This is a genomic window from Leisingera sp. MMG026, assembly GCF_021654205.1.
Lineage (GTDB): Bacteria > Pseudomonadota > Alphaproteobacteria > Rhodobacterales > Rhodobacteraceae > Leisingera.
Genome location: NZ_JAKFZM010000023.1, coordinates 61,845 through 79,008, shown reverse-complemented (window position 1 = coordinate 79,008; position 17,164 = coordinate 61,845). Strand labels below are relative to the sequence as shown.

Genomic DNA, 17,164 nt, shown 5'->3' with positions numbered 1-17,164 from the left:
GGGCCGCCCCCCCCCCCCCCGCGCCTGCGCCGCCCCTTCCTTCCCGGTTTACGCAAAACGGACAGGCAAAGGCCTGGCTGCAAATGTTTGCGGCCTGCGGTTGGGGTGTCCGGGTGTTCAGAACGCAAAAACGGCGGTGCCCAGGGAGGAGGAGGGGCACCGCCGTTCTGTCAAACACCGGAATTCAGGGAGGAGGAGATCCCGGTGATCCAAGCCCGGCTGTTAACCGGTATAAGGTGCGGCGGCATCAGGGAGGAGGAGGATGCCACCGCCAAAGCCAGGCCCTTCAAGGGAGGAGGAGAAAAGGCCTGATCTCTATTAGTTGTTCTCGTAAGCGGCCTGATAGGCGACGCGCTGGATTTCGGACCGGTTCAGGCCCAGATCCGCCAGATCGCGTGCTGTCAGCGCCGACAGTTCATTGACGGTCTTGCGGTACAGCCGGTAGCGAACGAATTTCACCATCAGCGCATCCAGGAAGCCAACCGGGGATGCAATGTTCACCGCGGAGATCTGTTGTGCTGCTGCCATCGTTCTGTTCCTTCGTCTGACCGTATCGTCGTATCCGTCCGGCACCATCCCGGCGCCGCTTGAGGGGTAATTTAGGGATCTTGCGCAGAGTCGCAATCCTGTGCGTCGTCAATGCTGCTATGCAGCATTTGCATGGGTGACCCTAGGGTATGCCTTTGTAAAGGGTCACTAAATTCAGCGTGCCGTTGCGCAGATGTATAATTTTCATGCGCGGGGCTGCAGTCCGCGCATGGCTGGCGGCGCGGTCTGTTGACGGATGCGGCCCTTGGCCCCGCAGCCGGGGCCGCGGCAATCACGCAACACGGGTTCCAAGGCGTATGGCGGACACATATATAGGGCCGGACAACACGCAGGAGAGCAGTCATGGCGGTCACTCAGGATCAGATTCGCGAAATACTGGAGCGGCTGGCCTTGCCGGACGGCGGCACGCTGGTGTCGCGCGACATGCTGCGCGCTTTGCGCATTGACGGCAGCAAGGTGAGCTTTGTGATCGAAGCGCCCAGCCCCGAGATCGCCAAGCTGATGGAGCCTTTGCGCAAGGCTGCCGAGGCCGCGGTGCTATCGCTGGACGGGGTTGAGGCTGTCTCTGCCGCGCTCACCGCCCATGCCGCGCAGCAGCCCGCGCCCAGCCTTAAGGTAGGCGGCCACCCGAAACCGCAGGCCGGGCCGCTGAAACCCGCGGGCGTCCAGCGCATCCTGGCGATTGCTTCCGGCAAGGGCGGGGTGGGGAAATCCACTGTGTCGTCAAACCTTGCCGTGGCGCTGGCCAGACAGGGCCGCAAGGTCGGGCTGCTGGACGCTGACATTTACGGCCCCTCCCAGCCGCGGATGATGGGCGCAACAGGCCGCCCCGCCAGCCCCGACGGCAAGATCATCGAACCGCTGCACGCCCATGGCGTCACCTTGATGTCGATCGGCTTTATGCTGGAGGAGGGCAAGGCGGTGGTCTGGCGCGGCCCGATGCTGATGGGTGCACTGCAGCAGATGCTGGGGCAGGTGAGCTGGGGTGAACTTGACGTGCTGATCGTCGACCTGCCGCCCGGCACCGGCGATGTGCAGCTGACACTTTGCACCAAAACAGAGCTGACCGGCGCCATTGTGGTTTCCACCCCGCAGGATGTGGCGCTGCTGGATGCACGCAAGGCAATGGATATGTTCAAGACGCTGAAAACCCCGGTGCTGGGCCTAATCGAGAACATGTCCTTTTTCACCTGCCCCGATTGCGGCGGCGAGCATCACATTTTTGGCCATGGCGGTGTTGCGGCTGAGGCGGAGGCGCTTGGCCTGCCGCTGCTGGGTGCCCTGCCGATTGACCTGGAAACCCGGCTGGCCGGCGACAGCGGCACACCCATCGCTGCGGGCGAGGGGCCAATGGCGCAGGCCTATGCGCGGATTGCCGAGGGTCTGATCGGCGGCGGCATGGCCTGACCCCCGGCAGGCTTCTGTCTCGTTCCCGATGCAATGTCCTGGATGGCCCGCCTGATTGGCGGGCCTTTTGCTGTTTGCTCCCTTTGATCGGGTGCAGATGGGATTGCCTGCCCGGTTTGGGCTTCAGTGCGGCAGCCGGTCCCGCATCGGACCGCAGGGAGCCGGCGGGCGTATATGGGGCAGCCGGGAATTCACGGGGCCTGCGGGAATTCATGGGCGCCATGGGAAATCATGGCCCGAATTGCCCCGCACCTCTCTTGAAGGTGCGAATCACGCGGTATTGAGGCGTTGATACCGGAGTATTCCGCCGCCTTCTTTGCGGGTGGATGCGAACGTAAGGGGAATATTCGTGATTGAAGCGAGTCTTCGTGTCGAATCGCGGGAAACTATGGGAAAAAAATAGCAGGTGCAACTGGACCCTATATATGGTGTTCACGATTGATTAATGCACAACAAGTTTGCAATTTTGCCTCAATAAGGTCACGAATCTCTTGCGAATCCCTGTTGCTGTTGGCAGCCGTTCGATGATTTCCCGCAGAAAACAGTTGCAGGACCATCGTTTCCCATAGTATCCCTATTACATCGAATGAGACGAGGGACGGGGCGCCAAACGACCCCAAGCCAAACTAAAAGAGCAGGTTTCATACAGGCCTTCGCTTTCATCGAACCAAGAGATCCGGCGCGCGAGCGAGCAGACATCCCCCCAGGTGGCGTGCGCAGTCGGACATCCCGCATAGCGGGCCAAGGCGGCGGGTTGATCAGTGGCAGCAGATCAACCCGCCCCTTTTCATTCTGGGGATCGGATTTACGCGAGGGACGCGCGGAAAAGGAACGGTAAGTTGGGCCGCAGGTTCAGAGGCGAAAGCCACCACAAGGTGGACAGTAAGGGGCGGGTGTCAATTCCGGCCTCTTTCCGCCGTGTGCTGGAGGCCGCCGACCCCAACTGGAAATCCGGCGACAGCCCCGAACTGGTTATCGTTTACGGCGATCACCGCCGCCCGTTCCTGGAATGCTATACAATGGAAGCCATCGACGAGGTGGACGCCAAGATCGCCGCCCTGCCGCGCGGCTCCAAGCCGCGCAAGATCCTGGAACGCATGTTCAACGGCCAATCCTTGCCGACCAACGTGGATGACACCGGCCGCCTTGTGCTGCCTGCCAAGCTGCGTCAGAAGATCGGCCTGGATGGCGAAGCTTTCTTTATTGCGTCCGGCGATACCTTCCAGATCTGGAACCCCGGGACCTATGAAGAGGTCGAAATGGCGGAAGCCGAGAAACTGATGGAAGACCTGCCCGAGGATTTCGATCCCCTGGAATTCCTAGATGGCGCCGGAGGCGTTTGACTTATGACCCAGGACCAAAACGCTGCCAATGGTCCCCACATTCCCGTCCTTCTGCGCCCGCTGCTGCAGGCCGTGGCTCCGGTCACGGGCCGCTGGCTGGATGGCACATTCGGTGCGGGCGGCTATACCCGCGGGCTGCTTGAGGCCGGCGCTGACGAAGTTACCGGGGTTGACCGCGACCCGCTGGCGTTTGAGATGGCCAAACCCTGGGCCGCGGATTACGGCGACCGCCTGATCCTGCAGCAGGGGGTGTTCTCCCGCATGGATGAATATGCGCAAGGTCTCGATGGTGTGGTGCTGGACCTTGGTGTCTCTTCTATGCAGCTGGACCTGGCCGAGCGCGGCTTCTCCTTTATGCGGGACGGGCCGCTGGACATGCGGATGTCGCAGTCGGGACCTTCAGCCGCCGATCTGATTGCCGAGCTGGATGAGGTGCAGATCGCTGACATCCTGTTCCACTACGGCGAAGAACGCGCCAGCCGCCGCATCGCCAAGGCGATTGTCCGTGAACGCACGATTGAACCGATCACCAGCACTTTGCGCCTTGCCAAGATCATTGAAAGCTGCCTGCCGCGCCCCAAGCCCAACCAGTCGCACCCGGCGACCCGCAGCTTTCAGGGCCTGCGCATCGCAGTAAACGCCGAATATGACGAGCTGTTCGAGGGGATGCTGGCCGCCGAGCGCGCGCTGAAACCCGGCGGATTGCTGGCTGTGGTCACCTTTCACTCGGTCGAGGACCGGATGGTCAAGCGCTTCTTTCAGCACCGCGCGGGCAAAACCGGCCGCGCCAATCGCTATGCGCCGGAGCAGGAAGATACGCCCAACCAGTTCGAACTGGTCACCCGCAAGGCCGTCGGCCCCGACGATCAGGAACTGGCGGAAAACCCGCGTTCCCGCTCCGCCCGCCTGCGGGTCGGACGCCGCACGGCTGCTGAACCCGGACCGATCTCGGCCAAGGAACTTGGAATGCCGCAGCTGAAAGAGGCGCGCAAATGAAGACCCTGCTGTATGCCGCAACCTGCCTGGCCGTCTTTGGCCTGGCCTTCTGGGCCTACCGCGAAAACTACGCCACCCAGCAGGTGCTGAAGGATACCCGCGCCCTGCAGGGGCAGATCGGTGCGGCGCAGGTGCGGCTTAGCGTGCTGCGCGCCGAATGGGCCTATCTCAACCGGCCGCAGCGGCTGCGCGAGCTGGCGGATATCAATTTCGACAGCCTTGGCCTGTTGCCGCTGCGCCCTGATCAGTTCGGCCGGGTGGATGAGGTTTCATATCCCGAACCCGAAGAGCTGGTGATCACCGAAGGTGTTGAAGTCTCGGGCCTGAACCTGAGGAGCCAGCCATGATCCGCACCCCGCTCCGCCCGTTGGCGCGGGTTCTTCATGCCCGCGCAACCGGCGAAAACCCGGATGTGATCGAAGAAGAAAACATCAGCCTGCGGCATCAGGAAATGCAGGTGCAGTCCCGTCAGCGCGCCGAGGGGCGGCTGCTGGTGCTGGGGCTGTTCTTTGTCTGTGCCTTTGGCGCCATCACTGCGCGCATGGGCATGACGGCGGTGTCGGAGCCGTCTGAGCCCGTCGCCAGCGTAGCCGGCAGCGTCATCGCCGCGCAGCGGGCCGACATTGTTGACCGCAACGGCAGCCTGCTGGCCACCAATTTCGAGACCCATTCCCTGTATGCCCAGCCGCCGCAGATGATTGATCCAATCGGCGCGGCAGAGCAGTTGGTGCAGATCTTCCCGGACCTTGACCGCGAGCGGCTGATCAAGGATTTTACCGGCAAGCGCAAGTTCTTGTGGGTAAAGAAGAAAATCAGCCCCGAGCAGCTTCAGGCAGTGCATGACATCGGCGATCCCGGCCTGATGTTCGGCCCCCGCGAGATGCGTCTGTACCCCAATGGCAGCCTGGCTGCCCATGTGCTGGGCGGTGCCGGATTCGGCAAGGAGGGCGTGAACGCCGCCGAAGTGATCGGTGTGGCAGGCGTTGAACGCCAGTTCGACAGCTACCTGCGCAACCCGGCCAATGCGGGCAAGCCGCTGCAACTGTCGCTGGACCTCACCGTGCAGGCCGCAGCCGAGCAGGTGTTGTATGGCGGCATGAAGCTGATGAACGCCAAAGGCGCAACTTCGATCCTGATGGATGCCCATACCGGAGAGGTGATCTCGGTTGTGTCCTTCCCGGATTTCGATCCCAACGACCGTCCGCGCCCGCCGGCCTCGGGCTTTGATCCGTCGGTCAGCCCGCTGTTCAACCGCGCGGTGCAGGGGGTGTACGAGCTTGGCTCCACCTTCAAGATCTTCACTGCAGCACAAGCGATGGAGCTGGGGCTGGTTGGCGCCGACACGGTGATCGACACCCGCGGCCCGTTGCGCTGGGGCCGCTTTGCGATCCGCGATTTCCGCAACTACGGCAACGAGTTGTCGGTGACCAAGATCATCGTCAAATCCTCCAACATCGGCACCGCACGGCTGGCGCAGCAAATCGGGGTGGAGCGGCAGAAAAGCTTCCTTGATACGCTGGGCATGCTGGAGCCGACCCCGTTTGAGATTTCCGAGGCCAAGGGCGGCAAGCCGCTGCTGCCGGCCAACTGGTCCGAACTGTCGGCGATGACCATCTCCTATGGCCACGGCATTTCCACCACGCCGATGCATCTGGCGGCGGGTTATGCGGCGATTGCCAATGGCGGGCGTTATGTGGCACCGACGATTCTGAAACAGGCGGCACCGCAGCCGGGTGAACGGGTGCTGAGCGAAAGCACCGCCGCCGCCGCGCGCAAAATGTTGCGCAAGGTCGTCAGCGAAGGCACCGCGTCTTTTGCCGAGGTCGAGGGCTATCAGGTGGGCGGCAAGACCGGCACGGCTGACAAGCCCAAGCCGCAGGGCGGCTATTATGATGACAAGGTAATTGCCACTTTTGCCTCTATTTTTCCGGCACATGACCCGAAATACGTGCTGATCGTGACGCTGGACGAACCCTCTATCATTGCCCATGGCGAGGAGCGCCGCACCGCAGGCTGGACCGCGACCCCGGTGGCGGCCGAGATGATCGGCCGGGTCGCGCCGCTGTTGGGCCTGCGTCCGCAAGTTGAACCCGCAGAGGTGACTGGTATAACCCTCACCTCGAACTGAACCAGGGCAGAGGGCCGCCATGAGCAGCAGCAGACCAGACCAGCCGCTAAGCCAATTGGGGCTGACCGCCCGGGGCGGCGCCGACCCGCAGATCCGCGGCCTGGCGGTAGACAGCCGCGACGTGCGCGAGGGGTTCCTGTTTGCAGCCCTTCCGGGCAGCCAGGTGCATGGCGCGAAATTCATCCCTGCTGCGCTGGATAAGGGCGCCACCGCCATTCTGACCGATGCAGCGGGTGCGGGCATCGCCGCCAAACTGCTGGACGAAAGCCACGCAGCACTTGTGGTGGTCGAGGATCCGCGCCAGACGCTGGCCTATGCCGCCGCGCTGTGGTCCGGCGGCCAGCCGCAGACCGTGGTTGCGGTGACCGGCACCAATGGCAAGACCTCTGTAGCCACCTTTGTGCGCCAGATCTGGACTGAGCTGGGCCATGAGGCCGTCAATATGGGCACCACCGGAATTGAGGGCGCCTGGAGCTATCCGCTGGCCCATACCACGCCGGAGCCGGTCACCCTGCACCGCGCCCTGGCTGAGGCTGCCGCCGCAGGGGTGACACATGCGGCGATGGAGGCGTCCTCGCACGGGCTGGACCAGCGCCGTCTGGACGGGGTGCAGCTGGCGGCGGCGGGGTTCACCAATTTCACCCAGGACCATCTGGATTATCACGAGACGTTTGAAGCCTATTTCAACGCCAAGGCGGGCCTGTTCCGCCGGGTGCTGCCGGACGAAGGCGTCGCCGTCATCAACCTGAACGACCCCCGCGGCGCTGAGATGCGCGCGGTGGCCGCTGCCCGCGGGCAGGAGGTGATTTCCGTGGGCCGCGGGCTTGGCGATCTGAACCTGATGGGGCTGCGCTATGACGGCACCGGCCAGGATGTGCGGTTCTCCTGGCATGATAAGCCGTATCAGGTGCGGCTGAACCTGATTGGCGGCTTTCAGGCGGAAAACGTGCTCTTGGCCTGCGGGCTGGTGATTGCCGGCGGCGAGGATCCGGAGCGGGTGTTTGAAACCCTGCCGCATCTGACCACTGTCCGGGGGCGGATGCAACTGGCGGCGTCGCGTGACAATGGCTCAGCCGTGTTTGTTGACTACGCCCATACGCCCGATGCTGTGGCCAGCGCCATCAAGGCGTTGCGCCCGCATGTGCTGGGCCGGCTGATTGCCATCGTCGGGGCGGGCGGCGACCGCGACACCAGCAAGCGGCCTTTGATGGGGCAGGCGGCGCATCGGAACGCCGATGTGGTGATCGTGACGGATGACAACCCCCGCAGCGAGGACCCGGCGGTGATCCGTGCCGCCGTCAAGGGCGGCGCGCCGGATTGCATCGAGGTCGGCGACCGCGCCGAGGCGATCCTGCGCGGCGCCGACATGCTGCAGGCGGGCGATGCGCTGATTGTCTGCGGCAAGGGGCATGAGACCGGCCAGACCGTGGGCGATCAGGTTCTGCCGTTTGACGATGTGGAGCAGGCCAGCATTGCTGCAGCCGCACTGGACGGGAGGCTGGCATGACGCTTTGGACCGCAACCGAGGCCGCTGCCGCCACCGGCGGGCAGGCGCAGGGCGATTGGGCAGCCTCCGGCCTGTCGATTGACACCCGCACCATCGAGGCAGGTGATATGTTCGTGGCCTTGAAGGCCGCGCGTGACGGTCATGATTTCGTGGCGCAGGCTTTGGCAAATGGGGCGGGCGCTGCGTTGGTCTCGCGCATTCCAAAAGGGGTTCCCGCCGATGCGCCGCTGCTGATCGTGGACGACGTGCAGGCGGGGCTTGAGGCCCTTGGCCGGGCGTCCCGTGCCCGCACCAGGGCCAAGGTTGTTGCGGTGACCGGTTCGGTCGGCAAGACCTCGACCAAGGAAATGCTGGCGCGAATGCTGTCGGATCAGGGCCGCACCCATGCTGCTGTTGCCAGCTATAACAACCACTGGGGCGTGCCGCTGACGCTGGCGCGGATGCCGCGTGATACTGAATTTGCGGTGATTGAGATCGGTATGAACCATCCGGGTGAGATCGCGCCTTTGGCCAGGCAAGCCCGCCCGCATGTGGCGATGGTGACAACGGTGGCCGCGGTGCATCTGGAGGCGTTTGAGAACGTTGAGGGCATCGCCCGTGAGAAGGCCTCGATCATGCCGGGGCTGGAGCCAGGCGGTGTTGCGGTGCTGAACGCGGATATTGCCGAGGCCCATGTGCTGCGCGGCGCAGCGGAAGATCTGGGTATCACTGCCCGCTGGTTCGGCGAAAGCGCCGGGGATTACCAATTGTTGTCAGCTGACAATAAAGGCGACGGGCTTGTTGCCCGCGCCACGGCGGGGGGCGGCGAGTTTGAGATGCATATCCAATCCCTTGGCGCACATTTTGCGATGAATGCTCTGGGCGCGCTGGCCTGTGTCGAGGCGCTGGGTGCGGATGTGGCGAAAGCTGTTGAAAGCCTGGCGCTGTGGTCGCCGGTCAAGGGCCGCGGCGTGCGGGAAACCATCCGGCTGGACAGCGGCGAGGTTACTTTGCTGGATGACAGCTACAACGCCAACCCGACCTCGATGGCGGCGGCGCTGGCGGTGCTGGCGGCAACACCCGGCGCGGGACGCCGGATTGCCTATCTTGGCGATATGGGAGAGCTGGGGGTGCAGGAAAAGGACCTGCATGCCGGGCTGGCTGCGCTGCAGGCCGTTGCGGGCATTGAGAAAATCCATTGCGTTGGGCCGTTGATGAAGTCGCTTTATGCGGCTCTGCCAGAGGCAAAACGCGGCGGCTGGCATGAAACCAGTGCTGAAGCCCTGCCAGGTTTGAAAGCCGCCATCAAAGGCGGCGACATTGTGCTGGCAAAAGGATCCAACAGCATGGGGCTGGCCAAGATCGTTGACGGCATCCGCGAAATGGGCCAATCCACCCCCACACAAGAAAACGTATAAAAGAACGAGGGAAGGGCCCAGATGCTCTATTGGCTGACCGCGTTGTCGGACGGAGGGGATTTTTTCAACCTCTTCCGCTATATTACATTCCGCGCTGGCGGCGCCTTTATGACCGCGCTGATCTTTGGCTTTTTGTTCGGCAAGCCGCTGATCAACGTGCTGCGCCGCAAGCAGGGCAAGGGCCAGCCGATCCGCGATGACGGGCCGGAGGGGCATTTTTCCAAGGCGGGCACACCAACGATGGGCGGGCTGCTGATTGTCGGCGCGCTGCTGTCGTCGACGCTGTTGTGGGCGCGGCTGGATAACCCCTTTGTCTGGATGGTGCTGCTGGTCACGCTGGCCTTTGCGCTTATCGGCTTTGCTGATGATTATGCCAAGGTTTCAAAACAGACCACGGCAGGTGTTTCGGGCAAGCTGCGGCTGGCCTTGGGGATTGCGATTGCGGCCCTGTGTTCGGTTCTGGCGGCGCGGTTCCACCCGGAGGCGTTGCAGAACCAGCTGGCGCTGCCGGTGTTCAAGGACACGCTGATCAATCTTGGCCTGTTCTATGTGCCGTTTTCGATCTGTGTCATTGTCGGCGCCGCCAATGCGGTGAACCTCACCGATGGGCTGGATGGCCTTGCGATCATGCCGGTGATGATTGCGGCCGGCACCCTGGGTGTCATTGCCTATGCGGTGGGGCGGGTCGACTTTACCGAATATCTGGACGTGCATTACGTGCCCGGCACCGGCGAGATCCTGATTTTCAGCGCGGCGCTGTTTGGCGCAGGCCTGGGCTTCCTGTGGTACAATGCGCCGCCGGCGGCTGTGTTCATGGGCGATACCGGCTCGCTGGCCCTGGGCGGTGCGCTGGGGGCCATTGCGGTTGCCACCAAGCACGAGCTGGTGCTGGCCATCGTCGGCGGGTTGTTTGTGGTCGAGGCGCTGTCGGTGATCATTCAGGTACTTTACTTCAAGCGCACCGGGCGCCGGGTGTTCCTGATGGCGCCGATCCATCACCACTATGAAAAGAAGGGCTGGGCCGAGCCGCAGATCGTGATCCGCTTCTGGATCATCTCGCTGATCCTGGCGATGATCGGGCTGGCGACGCTGAAAGTGCGCTGAGGTGCGCGGTTTTACCCGCCGCGCCGGGGTTTGCGGCGGGTGGTGAAGCTTTCCATTATTATGTGAACCGCGCGGGGCTTCAGGCTTGGCGCGGTTTTTCTTTTATTAGAAGGCGGCGCCACCAAGGGGGGCGGAGCACCGGATGTCCTTTGTCGGGGGCCATGTTCGTCTAGCGGCTTCTTGGGGATCCGCCCTGAACCCGATGAAGAGGTGGTTTGAGGGGGCCGGTCTCCTGGTCTTGTTGTTGCAACGGGGTAGAGGGTAGCCCGGCCGAGTGAAGATGCGGTGCGGGCAGCGTACGGTGGATGCGCAACGGGGGGATGCTCCCGCCAATTTCGGCAGGCTTTGCCTGCCTGCCAATTGTTGGGCGTGGCACGGGCCTGCGGCCCATGCCTGCTGCCTGTGCAGGGGCAGCGCTTGAAGCCCGGCTTGCACCTGTGCAATGTGCCGCGGAAGCAAATTCATCAAGATGAGGGCAGGCAATGATCCCGGTCAAAGGATATGAGGGCGCCAAGGTGGCGGTGCTGGGGCTGGGCCGTTCGGGGCTGGCGACGGCGCGTGCCTTGCGGGCAGGCGGGGCGGAGGCGGTCTGCTGGGATGACAATCCAAACGCGCGGGAGACGGCGGAGGCGGAAGGCTTTGCCTGCTGCGACCTGCATAAATCCGGTGCCTTTGACGGGGTTGCGGCCTTGATCACCTCGCCCGGCATTCCGCATCTTTACCCCAAGCCGAACCCGGTGATCCGTGCGGCGATGGAGGCAGGGGTGCCAGTGGACAATGACATCGGCCTGTTCTTCCGCTCGTTTGCGGATGCCGAATGGCAGATGCATGATCAGCCGCCGCGGGTGGTGGCGGTAACGGGGTCAAACGGCAAATCAACCACGGTGGCGCTGCTGCATCACATCCTGCAGGAGGCGGGCCGGGAGAGCCAGCTGGCGGGCAATATCGGCCGCGGTGTGCTGGATATCGACGCGCCCGGCAATGGCGGCGTGGTGGTGCTGGAGCTGTCGAGCTATCAGACCGAGCTGGCCCGGGCGCTGACGCCGGATGTGGCGGTGTTCACCAATCTCAGTCCGGACCATCTGGACCGGCATGGCGGCATGGGCGGATACTTCGCCGCCAAGCGGCGGCTGTTTGCCGAGGGCGGGCCGGACCGCGCGGTGATTGGCATCGACGAGGATGAGGGGCTGTTTCTGGCGGGTCAGCTGTCGGAAGGGGCAGGCGATGACCGGGTGATCCGGGTCTCTGCCGCGCGCAAGCTTACGGGGGCGGGCTGGCAGGTTTTTGCCCGCAAGGGGTTCCTGTCGGAATACCGCAAGGGGCGGCAGGCGGCCTCGATTGATCTGCGGGAAATGACCGGGCTGCCGGGTGCGCACAACCACCAGAACGCCTGCGCGGCCTATGCGGCGGCGCGCACCCTGGGGCTGGCGCCGCGGCTGATCGGCGATGCCATGGCGACATTCCCCGGCCTGCCGCACCGCAGCCAGACTGTCACTGAGGCCGGTGGTGTGCGGTTTGTGAATGACAGCAAGGCAACCAACGTGGACAGCGCGGCAAAGGCGCTGAGTGCGTTCAAGAACATCCGCTGGATCTGCGGCGGGTTGGAGAAGGATGGCGGGCTGGAGGCCTTGAAAGGGCGGGCTGGCAATGTGGTGAAAGCCTATGTCATCGGCCGCGAGGCGGCGGGATTTGCGCTGCAGCTGGATGTGCAGGCAGAAGTCTGCACCACTATGGCGGCGGCAGTGGAGCGGGCCATTCAGGACTCGCAGGATGGTGACACCGTGCTGCTGGCGCCGGCTGCGGCGAGTTTCGATCAGTATGACAATTTCGAACAGCGCGGTGAGGATTTCATCGCCGAAGTGAGGGCGCGGCTGGGGTAATGGGGGCTTCAGGTCTCACCTAAGCGGAAAATCCTTGAGGGTCAGCTGTTGGCAGTGGACGGCTTGGCCATCTCCTCTGACAGGAGTTTGAAATAGCCGGGAAGGGCGTCTTGCAGCCGCTGATGGCCGCCGGGTGTCAGCGCGGCTGCTTTGGAGCGCCCGTCGGATGGGTTGTTCGAAAGGGTTATCAGCCCGTCTTTCTGCAGCGATTGCAGGGTGCGGGTCATCACCGGTTTTGACACGTCGATCCGTTGGGCGATCTCATTCGGGGCCAGCGAGGTGCGGTCCGGTTCGCGGTCGATCACGATCAGCACCAGGAACCGCAGCTGTGACAGCCCGTGGAGTGCAAAATAGGCGTCGAGGCTGCGGATCAGCAGGCTGGCGCGGCGCATCATCAAAAGCGCGCTGGTGATATGGTCCGGGTCGGCGCCGTAGGCCTTGGCGTAGGTGCCGACCATCTGCTGCGACGGCAGGTCCTTGAGGAAGAACATGAGGTTCAGGCCAGCGGGGTCATCTTGTGGATTTCCACCGGTGCTGCAAGCCAGGCCTCGTATTTGGCGAAGACCGGCGTGATGTAGTCCGCCGCGTAATGCGCCGCCAGGGCGTCGTCGCTGACCCATTCTTCGTCGAGATAAAAGCAATCGCCATCGCGGCCTTCGGCCAGCAGAAACTTCAGGCAGCCGGGTTCGGCGCGGGTCGGTTCCAGAATATCCAGCAGGCTTTGGCGCACATCCTGCATGTGTTCCGGTTTCGGAGTGATCCTGGCGACCAGTTGGAAGGGGGCGGTCATGGTGCTTCTCCATTTATGTTATCATGCTAATGATATGGGTGACGCCGCGCGCAGTGTCAAGGTGGCTTCAGGCGCGGGCTGCGGTGGCGGATACGCTTGAGCCGGGCGCGACAGTGAATGGCGTGGCAGCACGGTACGGAGGCCTAGCGAACCAGTTGACAGCCTGGCGTCGGCTGGCGAAACAGGGGAGGTTGGTATTGCCAGCGGCGGAGCTGGACGAACCGGTTTTCGCCCCGCAGGGGTCTGCGATGCGCCGGAGGTGCCACCGGAACCAGACCTTACCGCATCAGAAAAAGTGATCCGGATCGTCCCGGGCGCTGTCAGGATCAAGCTGGCGCCCGGCACTCCCGCACCCCGCCGCTGACCGCCGGGTTTGGAGAATGGCTGCAAAGCCAGCGCGCCGGATCTCCTCAAAGTCACGTCTGGGAGAAAGGTCGGCCTGCATCCACCGGCAGAAGGACGGTCTGCAGACCTTTCTGCACGATGGCCGTATCGGGATCGGCTCCAATGCCCCTCTTGGCAGATTGCTGCGCAATTGCCTGCCGGGCTGTGGTGCGAGAATCTGATCCGTTCGATCGCTCTGACGAGGAAGAATGCACTTTTTGCCGGTCACGGCGAAGGCAGCCGCGCCTGGGGCCGCATTGCGTCGCTCCTCGCCAAGGTAAAGATCAACGGCGTCGCGCCGTTCGCCTGCTTCAAGGCCGCCCTTGACGCCATCGCTGCAGGTCACCCTGCCAGCCGGCCGGCGGCTCCACCCCTGGAACTTCCAGCCGTCAAGCTGAATGCCCGGTGCCCTCCAGGCGCCGCTTACGTCAAAGCCTTTGCTCGTTGTACTGGAGGTCTGGCTGGCCGCGCAGCTGGCACGGATTCCGGGCAAGTCAGAACTGGCCAAGGCCACACTCGGCTGTCACGCAGCCATCCTTATGCGTGACGCCGTCCCGGCCATTCCAATCCGCAAGAACGGGCGGGCGTGGAAAGACGACTAACCTGTCCGTTTTCGAATGCCTGAGGGCTGACACGGTCGAGGAAGCAGATTTCCTGCTTCTCCGTTGTGTCCGGAGCGAGGCGCATGATGCGATTGTCCCTTTTCTCCTCTGTCTGAGAGACGTAGAGGACGTGCATGAAATATGACGTAATTGTGCTTGGTGCCGGTGCTGCCGGACTGATGGCAGCCGCGATTGCCGGACAGGCGGGTGCGCGTGTGCTCCTGCTGGATCATGCAGACAAGGCAGGAAAGAAGATACTGATTTCAGGTGGAGGCCGGTGCAACTTCACCAATATGAGGACCGGGCCGGAATGTTTTTTGTCCGAGAACCCGCATTTCTCAAAGTCCGCTCTCGCACGGTATACCCAGTGGGATTTCCTCGCGCTGGTCGAACGCTACGGCATCGCCTGGCACGAGAAGACCTTGGGGCAGCTCTTCTGCGACGGTTCTGCCCGGCAGATTGTAGCGATGCTTCTCGAAGAATGTGCCCGTGGCGGCGTTGATATCCGCCTCTCGACGCAGATTGGCGAGATCGGCCATGGCGACGGGCTTTTCCGCGTTGCTGGGGCGACAGCAGCGAAACTGGTCATCGCCACCGGCGGCCCGTCGATTCCGAAGATGGGGGCTACCGGCATCGCCTATCAGATCGCGCAACGCTTCGGCCTGACGGTGGTGCCGCCGAGACCCGCGCTGGTGCCGTTGACGCTGGGTCCGGACGCGCAGGCGTTCCGGGACATTTCCGGCGTTTCCAGCCCGATCACGGCGCGGGTCGGAACGGCCAGTTTCGCCGAAGCGGGGCTGTTTACGCACCGGGGGCTGTCGGGGCCTGCTATCTTGCAGGTGTCCTCCTATTGGACGCCCGGCGAACCCGTTGTCCTGACGCTTGTCGACAATGCCTTGGAGGTGCTGCGTGAGGCTCGGCGGCGGGCCCCCCGCACGCGGCTGAGATCCGCATTGAGCGAGCATCTTCCAAACCGCCTGGCCGAGGTGTTGTCAGCGCGTATCGGATTGGCAAAGGAACTGGGAAACAGTTCCGATGCAGACCTCGAGCGTGCCGCTGGCTACCTGTCGCAGCTGACATTCCACCCCACTGGCACCGAGGGTTTTGCGAAGGCAGAGGTGACGGTCGGAGGAATTTCCACCGAGGCGCTGTCCTCGCGCACAATGGAAGCGAAGAACTTGCCCGGTCTTTATGTCATCGGCGAGGCTGTCGATGTCACCGGCTGGCTTGGCGGCTATAATTTTCAATGGGCGTGGTCTTCGGGCTGGGCAGCGGGAACAGCGATTGCTGAGCGGCGTGAGGGCTGAATGCTGTAACCGCGGTCATGCGGCCGCAACGCGGTTTCGCTGGTGCAGGGTGCTGAATGGTCATGGCAAAACCCTCTGTCAACCAAGGTGAGATTACCTCAGCCAACAGCACAAACCCGAAGTTGAAAACTGCGAAACTATTCCCGGTTCCGCGCGCATGCCAGCCACAGGCGCCCATACTGCTGAGCGGCATCGTGCATGGGCGTAGACTGCCAGTTCACTGGATCGGGCACCCGCAGCCGATCTAAGACAGGTCAGCTTTTGCTGCGTCGGGCACGAACTCATGCGCAGCGCGGGACCTTCCGGACATTTGCCGCGGCTGCAGCCCGTGCCGGACCGCTGGCCGGAGCAAAGCCGTGATTTTCCGGCTCTTGAATGGCTTTCTGCCTGGCAACAGTATTGTTCAGACGGCGGGTTCCCGCGGAACGTCGGCATCCGCTGGCAGCTTCCTGCCTGTCAAGATGGGCGGTCGGCGGGGCGGTGGTTTTCCGCCGAACTGTGTTCTTTTTCTGGCGCCGCGGCTCACGTTTCGTTACAGTTTCTGGGAGACCCCGAAAAATGGGGCGGAACGAGGCATATAGTGGCGGTATTCCCATGACTGAGATGGTCTATGGCGCGGTTCCCGTGCAGGCAGGTGAGCCGATTCTTCCGAAATGGTGGCGGACGCTGGATAAATGGACAATGTCCTGCATCCTGATGCTGTTCGTGATCGGATTGCTGCTGGGGCTGGCGGCCTCGGTGCCGCTGGCGGAGCGCAACGGGTTCGGCAATTTCCACTATGTGCAGCGGCAGGCGGTTTTTGGCCTGACGGCGCTGACGGCGATGCTGGTGACATCCGTGATGTCGCCGACGCTGGTGCGGCGGCTGGCGGTGCTGGGCTTTGCCCTGGCCTTTGTCGCCTTGGCGTTCCTGCCGATTTTCGGCACCGATTTTGGCAAGGGGGCTGTGCGCTGGTACTCATTGGGCTTTGCCTCCCTGCAGCCGTCGGAGTTCCTGAAGCCCGGCTTTATCGTGGTTGCGGCCTGGATGATTGCCGCCAGCCAGCAGATCAATGGGCCACCCGGCACGCTGATGTCCTTCGCGCTGTGCATGATGGTAGTTATGATGCTGGTTTTGCAGCCGGATTTCGGCCAGGCCAGCCTGATCCTGTTCGGCTGGGGGGTGATGTATTTTGTGGCCGGGGCGCCGATGCTGCTGCTGGTGTGCATGGCCGCCGTGGTGGTGATGGGCGGTGTCTTTGCCTATAACAGCTCGGAGCATTTTGCCCGCCGCATTGATGGGTTTTTGAACCCTGATGTCGATCCCACCACCCAGCTGGGTTATGCCACCAATGCGATCCGCGAGGGCGGTCTTTTTGGTGTCGGCGTTGGCGAGGGGCAGGTGAAATGGTCGCTGCCCGATGCCCATACCGATTTCATCGTTGCCGTTGCAGCCGAGGAGTACGGGCTGGTGCTGGTGGCGGTTCTGATCGTGCTTTACGCCTCGATCGTGGTGCGTTCGCTGTTCCGGCTGATGCGCGAGCGCGATATATTCATCCGTCTCGCAGGCACCGGGCTGGTCTGCATGTTCGGCGTCCAGGCGATGATCAACATGGGGGTTGCGGTGCGGCTCTTGCCCGCGAAAGGCATGACTTTGCCGTTTGTCAGCTATGGCGGATCCTCGCTGATTGCCACCGGGATTGCGGTCGGTATGCTCTTGGCCTTTACCCGCACGCGTCCGCAGGGCGGGATTGCGGATTACCTGAACGGCCGCGGCCGCTGAGAGATGTGA

Annotated in this window: 16 protein-coding genes; 13 read left to right on the top strand and 3 right to left on the bottom strand. The window is 63.1% G+C overall.

The genetic code is table 11. The features are described from left to right. Nucleotides 1–318: 318 nt before the first annotated feature. Nucleotides 319–528 (bottom strand): DUF1127 domain-containing protein, encoded by a 210-nt coding sequence (locus tag L1069_RS14140; protein WP_129371489.1) that lies wholly within the window; start codon nucleotides 526–528, stop codon nucleotides 319–321. 363 nt (nucleotides 529–891) lie between these two features. Here L1069_RS14140 and L1069_RS14135 point away from each other — a divergent pair, with 363 nt between their 5' ends. The 9 genes from L1069_RS14135 (at nucleotide 892) to murD (ending at nucleotide 12,311) form a co-directional block, all read left to right on the top strand. Beyond that, nucleotides 892–1,956, top strand: a complete 1,065-nt coding sequence (locus tag L1069_RS14135; RefSeq protein WP_237456086.1) for an Mrp/NBP35 family ATP-binding protein — start codon at nucleotides 892–894, stop codon at nucleotides 1,954–1,956. 839 nt (nucleotides 1,957–2,795) lie between these two features. Then, nucleotides 2,796–3,299 (top strand): division/cell wall cluster transcriptional repressor MraZ, encoded by a 504-nt coding sequence (gene mraZ / locus L1069_RS14130; protein WP_129371487.1) that lies wholly within the window; start codon nucleotides 2,796–2,798, stop codon nucleotides 3,297–3,299. Nucleotides 3,300–3,302: 3 nt separating this feature from the next. After that, on the top strand, nucleotides 3,303–4,295 hold the full coding sequence (gene rsmH / locus L1069_RS14125; protein ID WP_129371486.1) for a 16S rRNA (cytosine(1402)-N(4))-methyltransferase RsmH: 993 nt from the start codon (nucleotides 3,303–3,305) through the stop codon (nucleotides 4,293–4,295). Further along, complete coding sequence (locus L1069_RS14120) at nucleotides 4,292–4,642, top strand: cell division protein FtsL (protein ID WP_129371485.1); 351 nt, start codon at nucleotides 4,292–4,294, stop codon at nucleotides 4,640–4,642. Before rsmH ends, L1069_RS14120 begins: the two co-directional genes overlap by 4 nt. Further along, entirely contained in the window at nucleotides 4,639–6,423 is a 1,785-nt protein-coding gene (locus L1069_RS14115; RefSeq protein ID WP_237456085.1) for a penicillin-binding protein 2, read from the top strand. Before L1069_RS14120 ends, L1069_RS14115 begins: the two co-directional genes overlap by 4 nt. 19 nt (nucleotides 6,424–6,442) lie before the next feature. Further along, nucleotides 6,443–7,930, top strand: coding sequence for a UDP-N-acetylmuramoyl-L-alanyl-D-glutamate--2,6-diaminopimelate ligase (locus L1069_RS14110; RefSeq protein WP_237456084.1), 1,488 nt, complete (start codon nucleotides 6,443–6,445; stop codon nucleotides 7,928–7,930). After that, nucleotides 7,927–9,327, top strand: coding sequence for a UDP-N-acetylmuramoyl-tripeptide--D-alanyl-D-alanine ligase (murF, locus tag L1069_RS14105; protein ID WP_237456083.1), 1,401 nt, complete (start codon nucleotides 7,927–7,929; stop codon nucleotides 9,325–9,327). Before L1069_RS14110 ends, murF begins: the two co-directional genes overlap by 4 nt. 21 nt (nucleotides 9,328–9,348) lie before the next feature. After that, nucleotides 9,349–10,431, top strand: coding sequence for a phospho-N-acetylmuramoyl-pentapeptide-transferase (gene mraY, locus L1069_RS14100; RefSeq protein WP_129371481.1), 1,083 nt, complete (start codon nucleotides 9,349–9,351; stop codon nucleotides 10,429–10,431). Between the two features lie 482 nt (nucleotides 10,432–10,913). Beyond that, on the top strand, nucleotides 10,914–12,311 hold the full coding sequence (gene murD / locus L1069_RS14095; RefSeq protein ID WP_237456082.1) for a UDP-N-acetylmuramoyl-L-alanine--D-glutamate ligase: 1,398 nt from the start codon (nucleotides 10,914–10,916) through the stop codon (nucleotides 12,309–12,311). Nucleotides 12,312–12,352: 41 nt separating this feature from the next. On the opposite strand, the gene L1069_RS14090 is transcribed toward murD, so the two are convergent. Together L1069_RS14090 and L1069_RS14085 are read right to left on the bottom strand one after the other, a co-directional pair. Continuing rightward, nucleotides 12,353–12,802, bottom strand: a complete 450-nt coding sequence (locus tag L1069_RS14090; RefSeq protein WP_237456081.1) for a MarR family transcriptional regulator — start codon at nucleotides 12,800–12,802, stop codon at nucleotides 12,353–12,355. A 5-nt stretch (nucleotides 12,803–12,807) separates the two neighbouring features. Beyond that, nucleotides 12,808–13,101: a putative quinol monooxygenase gene (locus tag L1069_RS14085; protein ID WP_237456080.1), complete on the bottom strand. Its 294-nt coding sequence runs from the start codon at nucleotides 13,099–13,101 to the stop codon at nucleotides 12,808–12,810. A gap of 23 nt (nucleotides 13,102–13,124) precedes the next feature. Here L1069_RS14085 and L1069_RS14080 point away from each other — a divergent pair, with 23 nt between their 5' ends. From L1069_RS14080 to ftsW, 4 genes are all read left to right on the top strand, one after another. After that, nucleotides 13,125–13,400, top strand: coding sequence for a transposase (locus L1069_RS14080; protein WP_343328059.1), 276 nt, complete (start codon nucleotides 13,125–13,127; stop codon nucleotides 13,398–13,400). Between the two features lie 483 nt (nucleotides 13,401–13,883). Continuing rightward, a complete protein-coding gene (locus L1069_RS14075; RefSeq protein ID WP_237456087.1) occupies nucleotides 13,884–14,087 on the top strand; it encodes a hypothetical protein in 204 nt (67 codons plus the stop codon). Nucleotides 14,088–14,221: 134 nt separating this feature from the next. Next, a complete protein-coding gene (locus L1069_RS14070; protein ID WP_237456078.1) occupies nucleotides 14,222–15,394 on the top strand; it encodes an aminoacetone oxidase family FAD-binding enzyme in 1,173 nt (390 codons plus the stop codon). Between the two features lie 594 nt (nucleotides 15,395–15,988). Continuing rightward, nucleotides 15,989–17,155, top strand: a complete 1,167-nt coding sequence (gene ftsW, locus L1069_RS14065; RefSeq protein ID WP_129371473.1) for a putative lipid II flippase FtsW — start codon at nucleotides 15,989–15,991, stop codon at nucleotides 17,153–17,155. The last annotated feature ends 9 nt before the right edge of the window (nucleotides 17,156–17,164 follow it).

Bases quoted from the DNA above. Each gene is read 5' to 3' on its own strand.
- L1069_RS14140 (WP_129371489.1), bottom strand. From the start codon at position 528: ATGGCAGCAGCACAACAGATCTCCGCGGTGAACATTGCATCCCCGGTT.
- L1069_RS14135 (WP_237456086.1), top strand. From the start codon at position 892: ATGGCGGTCACTCAGGATCAGATTCGCGAAATACTGGAGCGGCTGGCC.
- rsmH (WP_129371486.1), top strand. From the start codon at position 3,303: ATGACCCAGGACCAAAACGCTGCCAATGGTCCCCACATTCCCGTCCTT.
- L1069_RS14120 (WP_129371485.1), top strand. From the start codon at position 4,292: ATGAAGACCCTGCTGTATGCCGCAACCTGCCTGGCCGTCTTTGGCCTG.
- L1069_RS14115 (WP_237456085.1), top strand. From the start codon at position 4,639: ATGATCCGCACCCCGCTCCGCCCGTTGGCGCGGGTTCTTCATGCCCGC.
- L1069_RS14110 (WP_237456084.1), top strand. From the start codon at position 6,443: ATGAGCAGCAGCAGACCAGACCAGCCGCTAAGCCAATTGGGGCTGACC.
- murF (WP_237456083.1), top strand. From the start codon at position 7,927: ATGACGCTTTGGACCGCAACCGAGGCCGCTGCCGCCACCGGCGGGCAG.
- mraY (WP_129371481.1), top strand. From the start codon at position 9,349: ATGCTCTATTGGCTGACCGCGTTGTCGGACGGAGGGGATTTTTTCAAC.
- murD (WP_237456082.1), top strand. From the start codon at position 10,914: ATGATCCCGGTCAAAGGATATGAGGGCGCCAAGGTGGCGGTGCTGGGG.
- L1069_RS14090 (WP_237456081.1), bottom strand. From the start codon at position 12,802: ATGTTCTTCCTCAAGGACCTGCCGTCGCAGCAGATGGTCGGCACCTAC.
- L1069_RS14085 (WP_237456080.1), bottom strand. From the start codon at position 13,101: ATGACCGCCCCCTTCCAACTGGTCGCCAGGATCACTCCGAAACCGGAA.
- L1069_RS14080 (WP_343328059.1), top strand. From the start codon at position 13,125: ATGCTAATGATATGGGTGACGCCGCGCGCAGTGTCAAGGTGGCTTCAG.
- L1069_RS14075 (WP_237456087.1), top strand. From the start codon at position 13,884: ATGCCCGGTGCCCTCCAGGCGCCGCTTACGTCAAAGCCTTTGCTCGTT.
- L1069_RS14070 (WP_237456078.1), top strand. From the start codon at position 14,222: ATGAAATATGACGTAATTGTGCTTGGTGCCGGTGCTGCCGGACTGATG.
- ftsW (WP_129371473.1), top strand. From the start codon at position 15,989: ATGACTGAGATGGTCTATGGCGCGGTTCCCGTGCAGGCAGGTGAGCCG.